Annotated in this window: 17 protein-coding genes and 1 tRNA gene; 5 read left to right on the forward strand and 13 right to left on the reverse strand. The window is 56.4% G+C overall.

From position 1 onward, the window contains the following. The first annotated feature begins 105 nt into the window (after positions 1-105). The 4 genes from GH657_RS12685 (at position 106) to GH657_RS12700 (ending at position 4,521) form a co-directional block, all read left to right on the forward strand. Complete coding sequence (locus GH657_RS12685) at positions 106-873, forward strand: response regulator (RefSeq protein ID WP_153101242.1); 768 nt, start codon at positions 106-108, stop codon at positions 871-873. Between the two features lie 15 nt (positions 874-888). After that, the gene (locus GH657_RS12690; RefSeq protein ID WP_153101243.1) at positions 889-2,454 is read left to right on the forward strand and encodes a sensor histidine kinase; all 1,566 of its coding nucleotides are present in this window, start codon (positions 889-891) and stop codon (positions 2,452-2,454) included. Between the two features lie 226 nt (positions 2,455-2,680). Further along, the gene (locus GH657_RS12695; RefSeq protein ID WP_153101244.1) at positions 2,681-4,339 is read left to right on the forward strand and encodes an MFS transporter; all 1,659 of its coding nucleotides are present in this window, start codon (positions 2,681-2,683) and stop codon (positions 4,337-4,339) included. A gap of 105 nt (positions 4,340-4,444) precedes the next feature. Continuing rightward, positions 4,445-4,521: transfer RNA gene (locus tag GH657_RS12700), tRNA-Met, on the forward strand. A gap of 13 nt (positions 4,522-4,534) precedes the next feature. Here the strand turns inward: GH657_RS12700 and GH657_RS18130 are convergent. Genes GH657_RS18130 through GH657_RS12715 form a run of 3 tightly spaced genes read right to left on the reverse strand, consistent with a single transcriptional unit; the run spans position 4,535 to position 5,702 of the window. Then, positions 4,535-4,894 carry a hypothetical protein gene (locus GH657_RS18130; protein ID WP_153101245.1) on the reverse strand — a complete coding sequence of 120 codons (360 nt, stop codon included), beginning with the start codon at positions 4,892-4,894 and terminating at the stop codon, positions 4,535-4,537. Positions 4,895-4,944: 50 nt separating this feature from the next. Beyond that, positions 4,945-5,433, reverse strand: a complete 489-nt coding sequence (locus tag GH657_RS12710; protein ID WP_153101246.1) for a GNAT family N-acetyltransferase — start codon at positions 5,431-5,433, stop codon at positions 4,945-4,947. After that, entirely contained in the window at positions 5,430-5,702 is a 273-nt protein-coding gene (locus GH657_RS12715; protein ID WP_153101247.1) for a type II toxin-antitoxin system TacA family antitoxin, read from the reverse strand. The genes GH657_RS12710 and GH657_RS12715 overlap by 4 nt, the downstream gene beginning before the upstream one ends. 837 nt (positions 5,703-6,539) lie before the next feature. Between GH657_RS12715 and GH657_RS12720 the strand changes: the two genes are divergently transcribed. Next, complete coding sequence (locus tag GH657_RS12720; RefSeq protein WP_153101248.1) at positions 6,540-10,139, forward strand: two-partner secretion domain-containing protein; 3,600 nt, start codon at positions 6,540-6,542, stop codon at positions 10,137-10,139. Between the two features lie 393 nt (positions 10,140-10,532). Here GH657_RS12720 and GH657_RS12725 read toward each other — a convergent pair whose 3' ends face one another. From GH657_RS12725 to xerC, 10 genes are all read right to left on the reverse strand, one after another. Further along, positions 10,533-11,168: a hypothetical protein gene (locus GH657_RS12725; RefSeq protein ID WP_153101249.1), complete on the reverse strand. Its 636-nt coding sequence runs from the start codon at positions 11,166-11,168 to the stop codon at positions 10,533-10,535. 89 nt (positions 11,169-11,257) lie between these two features. Further along, positions 11,258-12,232 (reverse strand): formimidoylglutamase, encoded by a 975-nt coding sequence (hutG, locus tag GH657_RS12730; RefSeq protein WP_153101250.1) that lies wholly within the window; start codon positions 12,230-12,232, stop codon positions 11,258-11,260. Then, positions 12,229-13,041, reverse strand: a complete 813-nt coding sequence (locus tag GH657_RS12735; protein WP_153101251.1) for an amino acid ABC transporter ATP-binding protein — start codon at positions 13,039-13,041, stop codon at positions 12,229-12,231. The genes hutG and GH657_RS12735 overlap by 4 nt, the downstream gene beginning before the upstream one ends. After that, positions 13,038-13,706: an amino acid ABC transporter permease gene (locus GH657_RS12740; RefSeq protein ID WP_153101252.1), complete on the reverse strand. Its 669-nt coding sequence runs from the start codon at positions 13,704-13,706 to the stop codon at positions 13,038-13,040. The genes GH657_RS12735 and GH657_RS12740 overlap by 4 nt, the downstream gene beginning before the upstream one ends. 17 nt (positions 13,707-13,723) lie before the next feature. Further along, positions 13,724-14,479, reverse strand: a complete 756-nt coding sequence (locus GH657_RS12745) for a transporter substrate-binding domain-containing protein (protein WP_153101253.1) — start codon at positions 14,477-14,479, stop codon at positions 13,724-13,726. Between the two features lie 98 nt (positions 14,480-14,577). Next, a complete protein-coding gene (locus GH657_RS12750) occupies positions 14,578-15,327 on the reverse strand; it encodes an IclR family transcriptional regulator (protein ID WP_153101751.1) in 750 nt (249 codons plus the stop codon). A 301-nt stretch (positions 15,328-15,628) separates the two neighbouring features. Then, the gene (locus GH657_RS12755; RefSeq protein WP_153101254.1) at positions 15,629-16,318 is read right to left on the reverse strand and encodes a DUF799 domain-containing protein; all 690 of its coding nucleotides are present in this window, start codon (positions 16,316-16,318) and stop codon (positions 15,629-15,631) included. 10 nt (positions 16,319-16,328) lie between these two features. After that, positions 16,329-16,706: a DUF4810 domain-containing protein gene (locus tag GH657_RS12760; protein WP_153101255.1), complete on the reverse strand. Its 378-nt coding sequence runs from the start codon at positions 16,704-16,706 to the stop codon at positions 16,329-16,331. Positions 16,707-16,773: 67 nt separating this feature from the next. Continuing rightward, positions 16,774-17,454 carry a CsgG/HfaB family protein gene (locus GH657_RS12765; protein WP_153101256.1) on the reverse strand — a complete coding sequence of 227 codons (681 nt, stop codon included), beginning with the start codon at positions 17,452-17,454 and terminating at the stop codon, positions 16,774-16,776. A 1,990-nt stretch (positions 17,455-19,444) separates the two neighbouring features. Continuing rightward, complete coding sequence (gene xerC / locus GH657_RS12770; RefSeq protein ID WP_153101257.1) at positions 19,445-20,506, reverse strand: site-specific tyrosine recombinase XerC; 1,062 nt, start codon at positions 20,504-20,506, stop codon at positions 19,445-19,447.

Genomic DNA, 20,506 nt, shown 5'->3' on the forward strand with positions numbered 1-20,506 from the left:
AATCAATCTGTCTGCCCAGCACCACCCACAAAAATTTCCGGAGACTGCCGCACGCCGCTTGTCAGCGAAGTCAGCGAACGTCGGCCACGCCAGGCGGGACACCCCATGCGAATTCTCATTGCCGAAGACGACAGCATACTCGCGGACGGTCTCATTCGATCACTCCGCCAGTCAGCCTATGCCGTTGATCACGTGAAGACCGGGATCGAAGCCGATACCGCACTCTCCATGCAAATATTCGATCTGCTGATTCTCGATCTCGGCTTGCCGCGCCTGTCCGGACTCGACGTGCTGCGACGCCTGCGCGCACGCAATTCGAGCGTGCCGGTATTGATCCTGAGCGCCGCCGACAGCGTCGACGAACGGGTTAAAGGGCTTGATCTCGGGGCGGACGATTACATGGCCAAACCCTTTGCGCTCAACGAACTGGAAGCTCGCGTGCGGGCGCTGACCCGGCGCGGAGCAGGCGGCGGCCCAACGGTGGTGCGGCACGGCGCCCTGACGTTCGACCAGGTAGGCCGGGTGGCCTGCATCAACGATCAGGTCGTCGAGCTCTCCGCGCGCGAACTCGGCTTGCTTGAAGTGCTGTTGCAGCGCATCGGGCGCCTCGTCTCCAAAGAACAGCTCGTCGATCACCTCTGCGAATGGGGCGAAGAAGTCAGCAATAACGCGATAGAAGTCTACGTCCACCGCCTGCGGCGCAAGATCGAACCGAGCGGCATCCGGATCATCACCGTGCGCGGCCTGGGCTATTGCCTTGAGAAAACCGTCCCGACACCCGGCACAAGCGCGCCGAACGCCGGTATGCCTGTACCTGCGGCAGCCCTCGCCAGCGAAGTCGCCCCCATGCCCGCCAGCCACTACTACAAATAAGCCACCGGAGCCCTCATGTCCGTCCGCGCAAAACGCGCCACCGCGAGCGTGGCGGACGAAGACGAAACACGCGACGCCCGCTACGCCAACCCGTTCGCGCCCCCCGACGACGGCATCAACAACACCCACCACACAGGCCACGCCCCAACCCGGCCACGCTCGCTGTTCGGCGAAATCCTCGACTGGATGCTCGCGCCGCTCCTGCTTTTGTGGCCGATGAGCATCGCTGTCACCTACCTCGTTGCCAAATCGATTGCTAACGGCCCCTTCGATCGCGCACTCGAAACCGATGCCTATGTACTCGCCCGGCAAATCCATCCAGTAAATGGTGTTGCAGAATTGTCGCTGCCCGACTCCACACGCGACTTCTTGCGCTCGGACAACGTCGACCGCGTATTTTTTCAGGTACTCGGCCTGCGCGGCGAGCTGGTCGGCGGCGAAAGTGACATGCCGCTGCCTCACGAGGAAGACCGGCCGCCACCGGGAATCGTGCTGTTTAGGGACGCTATGTTGCGAGGCAACGAGATTCGCATCGCCTACACGACCGTTGAGTTACCGCACACGTCTCGCGGTACCCAGCCCGTGCTGGTTCAGGTCGGTGAAACGCTCGACAAACGCCGCCAGCTCGCCAACGACATCATCAAGGGCGTGATCCTGCCGCAGTTTGTGATTCTGCCGCTAGCCATCCTGCTCGTGTGGTTCGGGCTCTCGCGTGGGCTCGCGCCACTGCACGCGCTACAAACGCACATCCAGGGCCGGCGTCCAGACGACCTTTCGCCGCTTGAAGCGCTCCGCGCCCCCGCCGAAATCGAGCCGCTTGTGACCTCGTTCAACGGGCTCCTCGTGCGTCTGGAGCAAAACATCGCCTTGCAAAAACGTTTTATCGCCGATGCCGCACATCAGATGAAGACCCCCCTCGCTGGACTACGCACCCAAGCCGAACTCGCACTACGGCAGGAAGCACCACCGGAAGTCCATCGCTCGCTGGAGCAGATCGCCACCAGCTCCGGGCAAGCCACACGCCTCGTCACACAACTGCTCGCGCTAGCCCGCGCCGAAAACCGGATGGCAGGCCCCGCCCTTACGCGAATTGAAGTCACCGCGCTCGCTCGCCAGGTCGTGCGCGAATGGGTGCCCACCGCGCTCGCCAAAACCATGGATCTCGGCTACGAAGGGCCCGACACGCCCCTCGCCATCAACGGCAACGCCCTGATGTTGCGCGAGATGCTCGCCAATTTGCTCGATAACGCGATCCGCTATACCCCGCCTGGCGGGCGTATCACGGTACGGGTCCGCCCCGGATTAACCTCGTCGAGCCGCGACATTTACCTCGAAATAGAAGATACCGGGCCCGGTATTCCATCCAGCGAACGAGCGCATGTCATTGAACGGTTCTACCGGATTCTGGGGCGCGAAGGCGACGGCAGCGGGCTGGGACTGGCCATCGTGCGCGAGATCGCCGTCATGCATAGCGGCACGCTGATGCTTGAAGATCACGTGTATCAGCCCGCCCCCGGCCCCGTTGGCACCTTGGTACGCGTCAGCCTGCCACTCGCCGAAGCGGCCCGGGACTTACCCTAACCCAGCCAGTATTCGCACCATCAGAAAGGCACAAATCGATCAAATTTAATGAATTTAGATAGAAAATAGCACCCATTTCTTGCAAGTTAATGAAATCATGAAAAATTTAAATTCCTCATTATTTTGAGATATCACGTCAGTAGGCCGTAAGTTTTCGCTCCAATAATCGGCTGACGGAATGTCAGAAAAGACGTACCGCCGATCTATATCAATAATGGAGACAACCATGGCTACCGTTGGCGAGCAAATTTCACATGCGCCGATGACGAAAGAAGAAAAGAAGGTCATCTTCGCGTCATCGCTCGGCACTGTTTTCGAGTGGTATGACTTTTACCTGGCGGGCTCGCTAGCCGCGTTTATCAGCAAGAGCTTTTTCTCCGGGGTGAATCCCACAGCAGGCTTTATTTTCACTTTGCTAGGATTTGCAGCGGGTTTTGCCGTGCGGCCGTTCGGCGCGATTGTTTTTGGTCGCGTCGGTGACATGGTGGGACGCAAGTACACGTTCCTCGTGACCATCGTCATCATGGGGGTCTCGACGTTTATTGTCGGCTTCTTGCCTGGATATGCCGCGATTGGCATTGCATCACCGATCATCTTTATCTTGATGCGTTTGCTACAGGGCCTGGCGCTAGGTGGCGAATATGGCGGTGCCGCAACCTACGTCGCCGAACATTCACCCGCCAACCGGCGTGGCTTTTATACCGCCTGGATCCAGACCACCGCGACGCTTGGACTCTTTTTATCGCTACTGGTGATCCTCGGCATCCGCACGACTATCGGCGAAGAAGCATTTGCCGCATGGGGCTGGCGCATTCCGTTCGTCGCGTCGATTATTCTGCTTGGGGTCTCGGTGTGGATCCGCCTGCAACTGCATGAATCACCGGCGTTCATGCGCATCAAAGCCGAAGGCAAAACGTCCAAAGCGCCATTGACCGAAGCTTTTGGTCAATGGAAAAACCTGAAGATCGTGATCCTGGCACTCGTCGGGCTCACCGCCGGACAGGCCGTGGTGTGGTACACCGGACAGTTCTATGCCCTGTTCTTCCTGACGCAAACCCTGAAAGTGGACGGCACCAGCGCCAACATCCTGATCGCGCTGGCATTGCTGATCGGCACACCGTTCTTTCTGTTTTTTGGGTCGCTGTCAGACCGGATCGGACGCAAACCCATCATCATGGCCGGCTGCCTGATCGCCGCGCTGACGTACTTCCCGCTCTTCAAGGCGCTGACCCATTACGCCAATCCAGCACTTGAAACCGCGACGCAGCGAGCTCCGATCGTAGTGATCGCCAATCCGGATGAATGCTCGTTCCAGTTCAATCCCGTGGGCACGTCGAAATTCACGAGCTCATGCGATATCGCTAAAAGTGCGTTATCGAAAGCCGGGTTGAACTACGAAAACGTAGCGGCACCCGCAGGCACGGTGGCGCAAATCAAGATAGGCGATGCTACGGTCGACACCTTCGATGGCAAAGCTGCCGATGCCAAAGACAAGAGTAAAGCTTTTGATAGCACGCTAAGTTCAGCGCTGAAGACGGCCGGTTATCCGCTGAAGGCCGATTCTTCACAGATTAACTGGCCGATGAGCGTGGTGATTCTGACGATCCTCGTGATTTACGTGACGATGGTTTATGGGCCGATTGCGGCGATGCTGGTCGAAATGTTCCCGACCCGCATCCGGTATACGTCGATGTCGCTGCCTTATCACATTGGCAATGGCTGGTTCGGCGGTTTTCTACCCGCGACGGCATTCGCCATTGTGGCCATGCAGGGCAATATTTACTCGGGGTTGTGGTATCCGATCGTGATTGCGCTGGCGACGTTCGTGATCGGCATGTTGTTCGTCAAGGAAACAAAAGACAACAATATTTATGAGCAGGATTGAGGTTGGCGACGATGGCAGGTCTGGCTTGCTTTGAGTTGCCAGATTGATGGTGGGTGGGTGGGGGGTTGACAGCGCTCGTTCCCATCCCCATAATCCTCTTCTTTCGGCGAATTAGCTCAGTTGGTTAGAGCGACGGAATCATAATCCGCAGGTCCGGGGTTCGAGTCCCTGATTCGCCACCAGTATTTAAAAGGCTCACAGCGATGTGGGCCTTTTTCTTTTTGTTCCGCAAAAAAGCATCTGTTCCGCAAAACGCGCTGCCGCAGCTCCCAAAATCTTTTCTCGGCAACACACAAAAAGCTCTTGACAGTAGTGCGTATCGAGTGCCTCTCTGCAAAAATCTATTTCGCCGTCTGTTAAAGACGCCGCCCACGGTGCCCGTCCGAGCTTGCCGGTCGTTCGTAGCTTCTCAAGCGCATTGGGCGCGAGTATGTCTTCGAGATTTTGGTCTGATGGTTGCGGCCCGTCCGTGACGGAGCTTTCAATGACAAAGCGTCTCTTTCCTTGCAGGACCGATGATAGCGGCTGGCACAAACCGTCAAATGGAATGTGCATGCTAGCGACGAGAAGACTTAATACCCCCTTGGGCGCGGTTACCGTAAGAGCTAACGTGATTTCATGGGGAGCATCAACGTCATCGGGTGCACTGGCGACTCTCGAAAGCCATAGTGCTCATAGAACTGCTTTGCGCGATCGTTCAACGCATGGACGAGCAGCGCCCGCACACCAGCATTCTCGGCAACGGTCTGCACCCGACCTACCGCATCTTGAAGCAACGCCGCGCCGAGTTTGATGCCTTGGGCACGAGCATCTACAGCGAGCCTGGCAAGCACCATCACCGGCACCGGATCGGGCATATTGCGCCTGATGGCGCTCGTGGCTTCCTGGTGCGCGATGGCCCCCACTGCTAAAGCGTAGTACCCCAGTACGCACTGTTCAGGATCAGTCACGACGAAGGTGCGGCTTGCCCCGTTCAGGTGGTTGGTCAATGCGCGCCGCTTCAACCAATCGTCCAGCGATGGCTCGCCGCAATTGAACCCATCGAGTCGATGCGTCGCGGCAAGCGACTGCGGTGCCGAAAGCTGCATGTTCATGCCTTGTCTGTGCTCCACGGGGCCTTAATCGCCATCAGCCGATCAAGACCCGGATTGGCGTCTTGTGACGCATCGAGCATTGCAGTGAACTGCCGGAATCGGCTCTCGTCCAGGCTGAAAAAGACCTGATCCAGCACAATCGCTTTCGCGCGTTCACACGCCGCTTCCAGCATGAAGTCCGAGCGATTCTTGCCCAGCAGGCTGGCGGCATGGTCGATCAAGTCGCGCTGCTCGGGCAGCGCACGCAAGTTGATGGAAGCATCACGCATGGTTTTCTCCTAACGTATATACAACAGATATACACATTAGGGCAGCGTGTAGCTATTGTCAACACATAACGAGGGGAGCATCCCTGCTGCTGAATACCCTCGTGGAGAGCTTCACCAGTGCACGTATAGTGCATCTCTCAGCTTTTTCAGCAACTTACCGCGTGATTCGCCGAACCATAATCCGCAGGTCCGGGGTTCGAGTTCCTGATTCGCCACCAGTTGTAAAAAAAGCCGCTGCTTCATGAAAGTGAACTGCAGTTCTGCATTAGCGACAATCAAACGGAATGACTGAAACAAACCATAACCATTTAAAAATGTGTCGATTAAATGTAATTTTTTACCGCTTAATCAAAAAACACTTTTCAAAAAATAAAAATAATACTCTGATGCCAACCTAATCCTGCGAATAATAGTCGCATTGCTTTCCATGGATTTTTACGAAAATACGGTTAAAAACCCATAACCCCTCAACAACGCCATTTTAAAATACTGTCCGAACCAGAATGGACGCATGGTGCCGATCCATTTTCCCGGCCCCCGACAGTGCTGCAACCCTCAACCCGCTTGGGGTTCGAGACAGCAATTCAAGCGCGCTAGTTCCCTCAGACAGTACGTTATTTACCTCTGACTTTCTTAACGCTTTATCGACTTTTCAACGCCCGCCATTTCGTCTTTTTTCTTTCGTAGACTTAATAACAACACCAATTGTCATTACCTTGTAAAAATTTCCAATACCTTTCACTGTTTAAGAATAGTCTTATTTTCGCTTGCCTTGACAATTCTGGATACTCCAAACCGGCCTGATTATGGGCCTAATTTTCTGGAACTCAGAACAGTATGAAAAAAACTCTTATTCTCAAGCCACTCGCCTTGGCACTCTCCATGGCCGCTGTGTCTCAAGCACACGCCGTTGGCCAGGGCACCATCAATTTCGGCGCGGGTAGCATCGAAAAAAATGGAGCGACCACCACCGTTCACCAGAACAGCCACGGGATGATCGTCGACTGGAACAACATGGACGTGTCGAAAAACGAAACGCTCAATTTCGATCAGAAAAACCGCGCTGACGCCGTCCTCAACCGTGTTCACTCGAATGACCCCACCTCCATCCTCGGGTCATTGAACGCCACCGGCAATGTCTTCATCGTCAATCCTAATGGCGTGCTCGCTGGCGCGGGCTCGAAGATCAACGTCGGCAGCCTCGTCGCCTCCTCACTGAACATCTCCGACGACGACTTCAAGGCAGGCAAGCTGCACTTTACCGGCGATGGTAAGGGTGCTGTCATCAACCAGGGTGACATCAACGCCACCGGCTCCGTCGCGCTGATCGGCGCCGGCGAAGTCAACAACGCCGCGGGCGGTCGCATTCAGGCAGGAGAGAATGCGCTCCTCGCTTCCGCAGGCGACATGACCTTGCAGATGAACAACGGCGTTGCGATCAAGCTCAACCAGGGCAGCGTCAATGCCCTCGTGAAAAACGGCGGCTTTATCGGCACCGCGAACGGCGGCATCAAGCTGACGGCATGGGCCATGGATACGCTCACGCGCAGCGCCATCAACAACAGCGGTACCCTTGAAGCCACGAGCATTCGCCGCTTTTCTGACGATGGCAGCGGAATCGAGCTGGCCAGCGCCGGAAACGGCTCCGTCGATATCGGCGGCAAGCTCACGACCATCGACAAGACGACCTCCATGCGGCCCCTCAGCATCAAGGCTAATGGCGCTTCGATCAATGTTCTCGACGGTGCCGAACTCAACGCGCCATCGAAAAACGCTCGTTATAGCAAAAGCACGATCGACCTGGATGCAACGGGTGATGTGAAGCTGGGCAAGGCACAGCTCACGACAGACATGCTCCAGATCACAGCCGGCAGTGTCCTGACGGACGGAGCCGACAAGCTGCCGACTATCAAGACAACAACTAGGACAGACGTCAGATCCTCGTCCCAGCAGGGCTTCAATGTGGGCGGCAAAAACAAGCCCACCAACGGTGACGGCTTGATCGACGCAGGTTTCGTTCAGGCGGTGGCGAATGGGGCGAACAAGCTGGACGTGTCCATTGAAAAGGGCAACCTGACCGTCGATAACGCACTGAACATCGATCGGTTAACACTGGGAAGCGAGCGCGGCAACGTGGCGCTGAATGCAGGTATCACCGGCAAAACGGTCAGCATTCACGGCAAGAACGTAACGCAGGCTGCCGGGGCCAATATCAACGCCGATAACTCTATCAATGTGACTGTAGACAGTGATTTCGTGCAGCAAGCCGATCTCATCTCGAAGGATAGCGTCGGCGTAATGGTATCGGGCAAACTGAGCCAAAACAAAGGAACAGTAACCCAAGCCAACGATGTTTCTTATATCGGAAATCAGTTGCAGCTTGATGGAGATACCACGGCTAAAAACGTTGTATTACATTCCGCAAGTAGCCCCAAGATAGGAGGCTCGGTAAAGGCCGATCACATAACAGACACTTACGCAAATAAGGTCGCCAATGGAAATATAACGCCGGATCCTGTCACACCTGTGAACGAGGCATTGGTGGACGCAAATAAAGCAAAGATTCAGGCAAGTCAGAAAGAACGTGCAGCTCAAGATGCATGGTTCGAGGCTGTACGTAATAAAAACCCTGAAACCATCGCTAAGGCCAGAGCAGCCTATGAGCAGGCCAGTCGTGAAGCCATGCAGGCTCAGGACAACTATTCCAATATGCTAAACGCTAGCAAGCAGACGACTGTCGCACCTGCAAACGAGGCATTGGAGAACGCAAATAAAGCACGGCGTCAGGCAGGTGAGAAGGAACTTTCAGCCAAAAATTCATGGTACGAGGCTGTGAATCTTCATAAAGACCCTGAAACCATCTCTAAGGCCGAAGCCGCCTATGAGCAGGCCCGTCTTGAATCCGATAAGGCTAAAGACAACTATTCCAATGTACTAAATGGCAAGCAGACAACGACTGTCACGCCTGTCATACCGGTCACGCCTGTCGTACCTGACACACCTGCGAACGCAAGCGAGGCAGTGAAGAACGCAAATAAAGCATGGCGTCAGGCAGGCGAGAAAGAACTTGCAGCCAGAAATGCATTGTTAGAGGCTGCGAATCTTAATAAAGACCCTGAAACCATCGCTAAGGCCCAAGCAGCTTTTGATCAGGCCCGTCGTGAATCTACTCAGGCTCAGGACAACTATCTCAAGGTACTCAACGCTAGCAAGCAGACGACGCCTGTCACGCCGGTCATACCTGTCACACCTGTCATACCTGACACACCTGCGAACGCGAGCGAGGCAGTTAAGAACGCAAATAAAGCATGGCGTCAGGCAGGCGAGAAAGAACTTGCAGCCAGAAATGCATTGTTAGAGGCTGCGAATCTTAATAAAGACCCTGAAACCATCGCTAAGGCCCAAGCAGCTTTTGATCAGGCCCGTCGTGAATCTACTCAGGCTCAGGACAACTATCTCAAGGTACTCAACGCTAGCAAGCAGACGACGCCTGTTACACCTGTGAAGCCGGTTGAACCTGTTACGCCTGTGAAGCCGGTTGAGCCTGTCACACCCGCGAACGCGAACGAGTCATTGGCGAACGCAAATAAAGCAATGTATCAGGCAGGCAAGAAAGAACTTGCAGCCTACAATGCATTGCTAGAGGCTGTGCATCTTGGTAAAGACTCTGAAACCATCTCTAAGGCCCAAGCAGCCTATGAGCAGGCCAATCGTGAATCCATTCAGGCTCAGGGCGACTATCGCAAGCTACTAAGCGCTAGCAAGACGACGACGCCTGTCACACCGGTCACACCAGTGAAGCCAGCCGACTCTGCCGCTGCTCTGCAGGCCGCAATCGCCAAAATGCAGCAGACCGAACGCGACTTGCAACAGCTTCGTCAGAAATCGGCCGATGAACATCGCGCAGTCAACGAGCGTTATGACCGCGCAATGAAGGACGCTTACGACGATCAAACCTATTACAGGCTCCAGTACGCCGCCCAAAAGGAGAAAAAACAGATCGAACAGAAATACGCCAAGCTCTTCCGCGAAGGCGATGCGGCCAACTATAAGGCTCGCAATGACGTCAGCCAGGCTCAAGCTGCTCTGAGGGCACAGGAGCAGGCTGGCAACAACGGCTATGACCAAGGCTATAACCAGGGCTATGGCCGTAACAACAACGGTTATAACCAGAACTATGGCCGCAACAACAACGGTTATGACCAAGGCTATGGCCGCAACAACAACGGCTATGACCAGAACTATGGCCGCAACAACAACGGTTATAACCAAGGCTATGGCCGTAACAACAACGGCTATGACCAGAACTATGGCCGCAACAACAACAGTTATAACCAAGGCTATGGCCGCAACAACAACGGTTCTAACTATGGTTCTAACCAGAACAACGGTCAAAACCTGGCATCGCAGTGGCAGCTTGCTTCGCAGTGGAAGTAGTAACAGCTATCGGTTCCTCGCGTTAGCACCGTCATTCGGTCAAGTGGCACTTGTACCGAATGTGCCTTACCCGGCACATTAGACACAACAGCCGCCTCCGGTAGTCGTTTAGCAGGAGGCGGCTGTGGCGGGATGGGTGGACTCTGGCTCCACCCACCGCGCTGCCCGACCCGGTGCTCCACCATTCCGGGGCACCGGTGACAAGTGCTTGCAGAGGTTCAGATGATGGCAAACAGGCCCAGTTCTGATTGAACTGGGCCTGCAATTTTGCTGCTAACTTTACAGTGGAATACTTCTGAGAGGTAAAGTCCGGTTCACTTTAACCACGCCCCATATTCTGGAAGCAGAAATAATCTCAACAAAAAACACATACGCTATATGGCATAAATATTTTTAATTAAAATCACTTTTATTATTTTCGTCACATAAATTCATGGATTTCATTGGTACAGCACCGGGTAAATTCTCTCTGGGCACCAGAGAAAACGCGTTCCAGTCTAATTCACTCACATCAACGATACCCACTTTACATCTCATACGAGCCATCTTTATTTTTCTATCACACCATGCCCCATCAATCACGCACCGCTGCCATTGAGGTATCACACGCTTAGCACCTGCGCCCCCATTAGCCTCCGAATATGCCTGAATTTCTCTTGTAGCAATAGCCATATACATGAATTCGAAATCCGGGCGAACAGGCCTTGCAAATTCAGCCGCCATATATTTCGAATGCAACTTAAAAACATAAAAACATGCAATAGCAAAAAGTGCGGCCAGAGTCAGAGTTATCATCGACGCACAAATGCGGCGCATCGTTAAGTGATTTCCACGTGTGAAAATATAGCCCAGAAGCGGGAATGCCAAAATAATTACAAGGCCGAAATACAAAGCAATATTCAAATCAGGACTGGGGCAGTCCAATCCGCATCCCGGGTTGTTGTCAAGCGTGCCGACAATAAATATAGCTGTTATGGCAACCAGAATGCCAGCAAACAGAAAACCAGCCAACACCACCAGTCTCTTCATTTCACTTCCCAAAACAAATCAGGCGTGCGGAGCTAACGGGCCGCAGACAACCCCGCGCGGCCGCACGCTCCTCCCAGTTAAAGCACCGATTAAAGCAACCGATAAGCCAGCCGCGCAGCGGCTCTCGCCGTACGCTTGTCCTGATCGAGCGTCGGGTTGTACTCCGCGATATCCGCCACGCGCAGCTTGCCCGACTCCCGCACGCGCAACACCATCGCTTCGACCACCGAGAGTGGCACGCCTAGCGCAGCGGGTGCCGACACACCCGGCGCCGTGCCAGCCGGTAACACATCGAGATCGATCGTCAGATAAACATCATCTGCTGCATCCAGTAGCTGCTGCAGCTCATGCAGGCGCTGCGACAGTTGCGTTTCCTGCATCTCGACGTCGAGGACGTAATGCACGCCAAGCCGCCGGGCATGCGCAAACAGCGAAGCCGTATTGCTCAAATCACTGATGCCAAAGCACACGTAATTAAAAGGCTCACCCCGATCCGCGCAGTCCAGAGCGATCTGATCAAACGGCGTCCCCGAATTAGCGGGCCGCGTCTGGCGCAGATCGAAGTGGGCATCGAAGTTGATGATCAGTAACTTGCGCAATCTGAGTGGCGTGACGGCGTGGCCAACGTCAGCTTCATGCTGTTGATGCAGCCGCAGGCCGCTATACGTCCCCCACGCGACTTCGTGACCGCCACCGAACACCAGCGGCCGTCCACCGCTCGCCAGCACATCACTAACCACTTGGGCCAGTTCCGCCTGCGCACCTTCGAGGTCGCCGTCATCGCACACCACGTCACCCGCATCGGCGAGTGCCGCCATCGATGTTTTCGCAGGCAAGCCCGCCAGCACACGGCGCAATTCCGCAGGCCCATGCGCGGCACCGATCCGGCCTTGATTGCGGCGCACCCCTTCGTCGGAGCCGAAGCCGACGATCACCGGGGCATCACGCTCGACGTGCCCAGCGCTAGCGAAACGCATCACCTGATTGAAAACACGCCGGGTGTCACCGGGCTCGCCGTTGTCCGAACGGCCGGCCCACACCTTGTCATCGAATGGAACTCTCATGCCCGTGACAACACCGCCTGCAGGAATGCCTGCGTGCGCGGCTGCGAAGGTGCAGAAAAAATCTGTGCCGGTGGCCCCGCTTCCACAATCACGCCGCCGTCCATGACGACCACCACGTCGGCCACTTCCTTCGCAAACCCCATTTCGTGCGTGACGACGACCATCGTCATGCCTTCGCTCGCAAGCAGTTTCATCACTTGCAGCACTTCGCCAACCAGTTCGGGATCAAGCGCGGACGTCGGCTCGTCGAACAGCATCACGCGCGGCTGCATCGCTAGTGCACGCGCAATGGCAACCCGTTGCTTCTGACCGCCCGACAGGCTCGCGGGCATGACATGAGCCTTGTGCGCGAGCCCAACTTTTTCCAGCAGCGCGATTGCCGTCGCTTCGGCTTGCGCCTTGTCGGCGCCGCGCAACATGCGTGGGCCTACTGTGATGTTATGCAGCACCGACAAATGCGGAAACAGGTTGAACGACTGAAACACCATACCGACTTCGGTGCGCAGCGCATTCAGCGAACGCTCCTTAAGCATCTTGCCCTGATCGACGAGCCGATGCCCGCAAATATCGATCGTGCCGCCTTCGGCTTCCTCCAGCCCATTGCAGCAGCGCAGGAAGGTACTCTTGCCGGAGCCGCTCGGCCCGATCACCACCACGACTTGCTGTGGCTGAATGTCGAAATCGATACCGTTGAGCACCGTATGCGGACCAAACGATTTGGTCAGCCCGCGAATGCTGACGATAGGCTCACTGACTTTGGCCGCAGCTTGCGCGGCATTCAAGGTATCCACCGTATTCAAGGTATTCATTGCACCATCCCTCCTGCACGCAAGCGGCGCTCGATACGTTGCAGCGCGTAATTGGTCGCCTGCGTCAGCACCAGATACACCAGCGCGATGACCAGATACACTTCGAGCGAACGATACGACACGCTAATAATCTTCTGGCCTTCATGCATCAGATCGTGAATTGTCAGCAGCGATACCAGCGCCGAGTTCTTGATCAACGCGATGAATTCGTTGCCTAGCGGCGGAATCATGCGCACGATTGCCTGCGGCAAAATGATCGCGCGCATCGCTTGTCCTGACGACATGCCGATCGAACGCGCGGCTTCCATCTGCCCTCGGTCGACAGACTGAATCGCTCCGCGCACGATTTCCGAAACGTAAGCCGCAGAGTACAAACCGAGCCCCAGCACGCCGCACACAAACGCTGGCAGCAGAATGCCGAATTGCGGCAGCCCAAAGAACAGCAGGAAAAGCTGCACAAGCAATGGCGTACCGCGGAAAAACGTCAGGTAAGCCGTACACAAGCCGTACACGATGCGCCGCTGCGGCGCCAGCCGGCCAACGCCGATCAACAGGCCTAGCAGGCAACTGAGCACGAGCGATGCGGCGGTCACCTCGACCGTCACCAGCGTGCCATGCATGATGTCTGGCCAACCGGCCATCACCGGTGAGAAATCAAGTTCCATTTTGTTTACCCAGCCCTTTATTGCGCGCTCGCACCGAACCACTTCTTGACGATCGCCGCATAGGTGCCGTCAGCCTTGATTTTGGCGAGCGCCGTGTTGAATGCCCCCTTCAATTGCGGCTCGCTTTTACGCACGGCAATGCCATAGGCTTCGGTCGTCAACGGCTTGTCGAGCACGCGAAAGCCGCTGCGCGTTTTTACGAATTGATACGCAGCTGGTTTGCCTGTCACGACCGCATCGGCACGGCCAATTGCCACCAGATCGAACATTTCCTGGTTTTTTTCGACTTCGACTCGCTTGATCTGCGGGAAGTTATCGCGCAGGAAGTGCACCGACTTCGTACCCACCTGAACCGAGACTTTCTTGCCGTTCAGATCAGCCACCGTTTTGATCGGCGAATCGTTTTTCACCAGCGCCACCAGACCACTGGCGTAATACGAATCGGTGAAATCGACGACTTTCGCGCGCTCATCCGTAATGTAAATACCAGAGATTGCAGCGTCGAAACGATGTGCGATCAAGCCTGGAATCAACCCTTTAAAGTCGATGTCGGTCCATTGCACACGCTTGCCCATCGCCTTCGCCAGCGCATTCATGAGGTCGATATCGAAGCCGGTGCGCACGCCGTTCTCCGTGTACTCCATCGGCGGGAAAGTGGCGTCGGTAGCGACGTTCAGTACATCCGGCGTTTGTGCCGTCGCCGCGCCGGAGAATCCGGCAAACGTCACCGCAAACGTGACACAAACGCAGGACAAGAGTCGTTGCAGTTTCATGGGGTAGGCTCCTTGTGGTTCTATCAATGCGTGTCGCTAATTCGAAATCCAGAATTCGAAATCCGTTTCGAACGCTGAAATTGAAAAGCTTCACTCGGTCAATCGGCTTGCATGTGCTCGGAAATGGCGCGGGCTGTACGTAGCGTCCCGTCTATAAACAGGTTTTCGCGGCCGGCAGCGCGTGTGGATGGCGCCATCAGCGTGATCGACGCGCTGCTGCCAGCGCCACGTCCACTGCGATGAAAAATCGGAGCGCTGACGCCCCACACCCCTGGGTCGACCTCGCTGTCGCTGACGGCATAGCCCTGGGCTCGAATCTGCTGGAGTTCTGTTTCGATCGCCGTGCGGCCGGCGGAATCGTTGTCAAACACACTGTTAAGCACCTCGGCGCGCGCCTTGTCGGGCATAAACGCCAGTAGTGATTTCGCCGAAGCGCCCGCCTTGAGCGGCACGGCCCTGCCCTTCTCGAACGAGCAGCGCAGCGAATGCTGGCTATCGACCATTTCCAGGCACATCACTCGATCCTTGACCGCGACCACCAGCCCAATGCTTTCCTGTGATACGCGTGCAAGTTGCTGCATTTCGCTGCGGCTCGCTTCGACGAGTAGCGAATTCAAATCAAACCCCAGCGCGAGTTGCAAGCTGATCGGACCCGGCGCGTAATGTCCGGCGTTTTCAGCGACGAAACCCCAGCGCTTGAGCAACGCGATCTGCCGGTACAGCGTGCTTTGCGCAAGGCCTGTCACGGCCTGCAACTCTTTGACCGGCATCGCCTTGCCATGGCTGGCAAGCGCAGCCAGCACCAGCAGTACCCGTTCAGCCCCTGTCACACCTTGTTCCACGATCACGTCACCCACAAACCATCGAGCACCCAGAATGCCAGAACATTCTCGAATTTGGAAAAATTTATTCCCATTTAATGGGAATTATAGGGGAGGGATTTCCCGGGGCAGGGCATCGGCGGAGCGAAAACGATATCCGGCCTGCCCTTTCAGCCACTCAACCCATGGACATAAAAAAAGTCGTGCACGCTCAGCACGTGCACGACCTCAACATTCACAACCTTCCACAACTTTTCCCTGCTTTTCCCAGCTTTTCCCGGCCGCTCAACAACCGCTTAACAGCCGCTCAACAACTTCTTTTCAGCCTTTAATCCGTCCCATACTTCGGTGAGCGCGGACCATATAACAACCCATTCGGCGGCCCTGCCGACAACAGGCGCTGACTCGTCAAACCCGCCACCTCAAAGCCATCATCGGACAGCGTATTCACCACCTGTCTGATTGCCGCCTGCGCCAGCATAACGGCCAGGCCCAACGGACTGCCACTCATATTGACTCCATTTCTGCCGCTCTCCGAGCTGCTTGCGCGCCCCGTTCCCTGCCACAGGACATCCCCGGTTTTAAGCTCGACGAGCTTGGCTGACGCCGCGACAACCGTCGTGCTATCGAGTACCCGATAGACTGGGCCGTATTCCGTCACCGTGATATACAACGCCGCATCCGCGCCAAAGATATCGCGCAGTTTCGCGGGCGCAACCGCCTGAATGTCCACCGGCGCCGTGAGGCCGTTATGCCTGAAGGTCTCCTCCATGGGCGCCACCGGAATCACGTAGTACCCGGATTCCGCCAGTGGCCGCGTGACTTGCGACAACACACCATACGTCGCATTCACATCCGAGGTGTCGTTCACCGGCGGCAGCACGAGAATCGAGCGCGGCTGGCTTTTCTTGAAGGCCGTGTAATCGGGGCGCTGGGCCGGACTTGGCCCAGCGCACGCAGCAAGCAACGTCAGCACGGAAACAGCGGACAGAAATTTCAGTGAAATAAATTTGAACATGGTTACGCTCTCAGGGTTGCCGGGACTTCTTCATGAGGAAGTTCATATAGGCCGATGATTCCGGAAATGACTCTTTTTCAGCTTCAAACGCCTGCATGGCCTTCGTATCGTTGCCGACGCTCGCATACAGCAGCCCAAGATGAGCCTCAAAGCCTGGCGGTGGCCGATTGCCCTTGGCACGTATTTTTTGCAGCGCCTGTTCCAGCGCGTCGATTTGTTCCACCGACCCCGTTTGTGCCTTGAAGTATTCGTAGACTTGGGGTTGATAACCGTCCCATTGATAGAGCGGTGGCGGGGGCCGGGTGGCGCAACCGGTCAAGCCGGCCAGCAAAACGCCCACTGCGGCAAACGGCAGCCGGACGTGTTTCCTCGGAATTCTGGTCTTCATGTTAGTTCTGGATTATTAAACGATTGAGATGGCTTGTAGCGTATGAAGCGGCATCACTTTGACGACATCACTTCGCGGCTTTAAGCGCGCCTGCATCGACCTGCTCGACGAGATGATTGACTGCTTCCTGAATTGCCAGATCGAGCACCTTGCCATTGAGCGTCGAATCGTAGCTAGCCGTACCGCCAAAACCGATGACCTCACGGTTCGACAGGCTGTATTCGCCTGCGCCCTGGCTTGATAGCACCACCTCGGAGGTTGTGGTATCGACAATATTGAGATTTACCTTGGCGTACGCAACCTGCTCTTTACCGCGCCCAAGGATGCCGAACAGTTGATGATCGCCGACCTCTTTGCGGCCGAATTCGGTGACGTCGCCAGTCACGACGAAATTCGCGCCTTTTACCGCCTGGGCCTTTTTCATGAACCCGGCTTCCTGCTTGATCTCGTCCAGATTGTCACGGTCCAGCACATTGAAACGATGGCTTTGCTGCAAGCGGGTAATCAGAATGGTCTTGGCCTGGCCGCCTAGACGGTCAATGCCATCGGAAAAAATACCGCGCATGTAGCTTGAACGGTTATCGAACTTTCCTACCGCGATAGGCGTGGGTTTGCCAGCAAACGGTATCTGCGCACTGTTGACCACGGGCACGGGCAATGATCGTGACGACTCCGTGGCACAGGCGCTCAAACCGAGCGCAAGCGCGGCGGCCACGATCATGACGTGACGGCTTTCATACTTTTTCATACAGGATTCCTCGGGATATTTAAACTAGAAAAACAGAGACATCATCGCGGCTGGCAATACATCTCACGCCAGGCTTTTCAGCCCGATGGGCTTGCCTGGCCTTGTTTGCCTGAGTGTGCCCACGCTTGTCCGCCCCGCACCAGCCATGCTTAAACCGTTTATCAAAGCAAGGCCTCTTGCCTGACAAGCTGCTTTAGCGGGTGTTGCCAATGACGATGAGAAAACGTGAATACAGCGCATGAAGACAGCGCGTGAAGACAGCTCCCGTTATTTTCATGCCGCGAACTTTTGATTGTGCCGCGAACAGAATTTACGAACAATATCCAAAAGGTATTAAATCAATCCTGCTTTGGATATTTTGCCGATATGTTTACCCCTGGATGATTAAGCCGGAGTGCTAAGCCATCTTAATTTTATTGATGCCACGTTTATTATTCTTCTCCGGCCACCTTGATGGCTTTGTCCCGCTTCATGGATCCGGCTATCTTAAATACAGGCCACCCCATTCAACCCTCCAGTTAAAAATTTCGAATAGAGGCTCACATGGCAACACGGGAAGATATGAAGACCTGGGTCGTGCAAGCCCGTCGGGCTTCCAGCGGGAAAGGCTAGCCCAAGGATGTCGCAAGATTTATCTGGGAAAACTACGAGGCAGAACTAAAACGTTCGGGTGGCTTACTTTACACGTGGCAATACGACATTCGATGGGCGGCTCAAGCCCTGAGAAATACCGGCACACTCAAGCCGGTTCATGGTCGTCGTGACCTTCCCTGGGAGCTGGCGTAACCTGGCGGAACCGGAATGTTTCGCAACGGCATTTCGCTCATTCTGGACGCACCTGAACAGACGCTTCAGGCTAAAGCGCGTCCAGAATCCACCTTGCTAAACCCGGCTCTTAAGATCTTCCAGCGCGTGCCGCTTAACGCCAAGGTCTTGCCATTTATCCGGACACGGCACCCCGACACGCCCGCCGTTGCCGGTAAGGTTTTTTCCCTGACGCAACAGTCACTTGCAACACGTTTTTGCCCGACGCTGTCCGTTGCCAGCATTTTTTTGCCCCGACGCGGTTTTGCGCTAAAGAAGCGAGTTTGCCAGAGGCGTCATTTTTGGGGAGCGCTCGTTAGCATGTCGAAGTCACTGGAGCCGCCTGGTTTGGCGGCGTCCGCAGGGCGACGGCAAACCAGGCGGAACATGGCCGTCGCCAGCCTCACACGCCAGGAGCTGGCCACCGCCCCATGGCGGGCTAAAGAAGAGACATGCGAAGAGCCATGCCCTGGCCCAGGGTTCTGGCCTGGCGCCTGCACACCGCCACGCTAGAACCCGTCAGGGCCGCGCGAAGCGCGCCGAAGGGAAGCCTTGACGGAGGAGGGTGTGCCACGCTGGGCAATGCGGTGCAAGCCGTCAGTGTGGCTTGCAGCGCATGCAGTGCGTTTCTGGTTTTGACGTTGGAATTTGATTTCCGCTGCGCAGCAGCGGCAGGACAGGGAGCCCCGTGGGGGCGGACGGGCAGGGCCGGGCGGGGCCCAGTTCCACTCATGGCCGCTTCGCGGCCCCTGACTTTACTCATGCGCGCAGCGCCCGATCCGGGGGGCCGGGGGCCAGTGACATAACGCGAATTATCAACGTTTGCCGGGCCGCCACACCCGGATGGATTCGTGCCGTGGCGGCCCGGCAAACGTTGATAATTGCCTTTCGCGTTATGTTAAATAGACTGACGGGACCCGCAGGGGCACGGCAGGCTATTTACCCCCGGCCCCCCTCGTTGGCCTCCGGCCGCAGGCCGCACTTTCTCATTCCAGGACACTGTCGGGGCGCATGCCCCGCACGAATCCATTCGTTACCCGGCTGGGCCGCCCCGGCCCACACTTTTTAATTCCAGGACATTCACGGTGCGTAGGCACCGCACGAACCCTTTCCTCTCCGATCCGGGCCGTTCCGGCCCGGCACTTTTCTATTCCAGGGGTCAGCGGGGCGTAGGCCCCGGTGGATTCTATTGGGCTTCTGTCTTGCCATACACGCGCTGCAGGAGCCGCCCCGGCTTCAGCTCTTCTATTTCTGCACGCTGCTCCACCCGCTCCAGCCGTGCCGGGTGCGTAGCCGTATGAATCTCCTTGAGCGCCCGGATCGCCACCTGCGTATACACCTGCGTGCTCGTCAACTGCGCATGCCCCAGCATCACCTGCACGAACCTCACATCGGCCCCGTTCTCCAGCATCAGCGTGGCCATCGTGTGCCGGAACAGGTGACACGAGCCACTCTTGTTCACCCCTGAACACTTGATGTAGTCCGACACCAGTTGCCCCATGCTGCGCAGGCCGATCGAATCGCCCGTCAGCGCCAGGAACAGCACCCCCTCATCGTCAGCCAGCGACAGTTGCGGCCTGACCTCATCGAGGTACTTCCTGATCCACGCCAGCGCCCTGTCTCCTATCGGAATCAGCCGGTCCCGCGCGCCCTTGCCCTGGCGCACCATCACCGTGCCACGATCCATGTCCACGTCATGCACATGCAGGCCCACCAGCTCGGCACGCCGGACCCCCGTGCTGTAGAACGTCTCGAGAATGGCCCGGTCCCGGATACCGATGCTGCTCGTCACATCCGGCACATTCAGGATCCGCTCGGCTTCCTCCTCACTCAGGATGTGCTTCGGCAGCCGCTTCTCCATCCTCGGCATGTCGATGTCCGCTGCCGGGTTCGAGAGAATCCGGTTCTGCCGCACCAGCCACCGGAACCACAGCTTCACCGGCACCAGCCGCATGTGCTGGCTGCGCCCCGAGAGTGCCTGGCCATCCTTCTTGCGGTACAGGAACAGGTAGCGCTGGTAGCGCTCCAGGATCGGGCGGGTCACTTCCTGCGGGCGTGTGACGCCGCGCTCGTCGCACCACGCAATGAACCCGCGCAGGTGTATCTCGCGGTGTTCCACCGTGCCTTCGCTGTAGTTGCGCACGCGCATCCATTCGAGGAACGGGCGCATCTGGTGGTACAGGCTTTGGGGATCATCTACCGGGCCAATCACGGGCAGCGGGGCGCGCGGGGTTGTCTTCTTGTGCAT

It is taken from the genome of Paraburkholderia hayleyella (assembly GCF_009455685.1).
In the GTDB taxonomy this organism is placed as follows: domain Bacteria; phylum Pseudomonadota; class Gammaproteobacteria; order Burkholderiales; family Burkholderiaceae; genus Paraburkholderia; species Paraburkholderia hayleyella.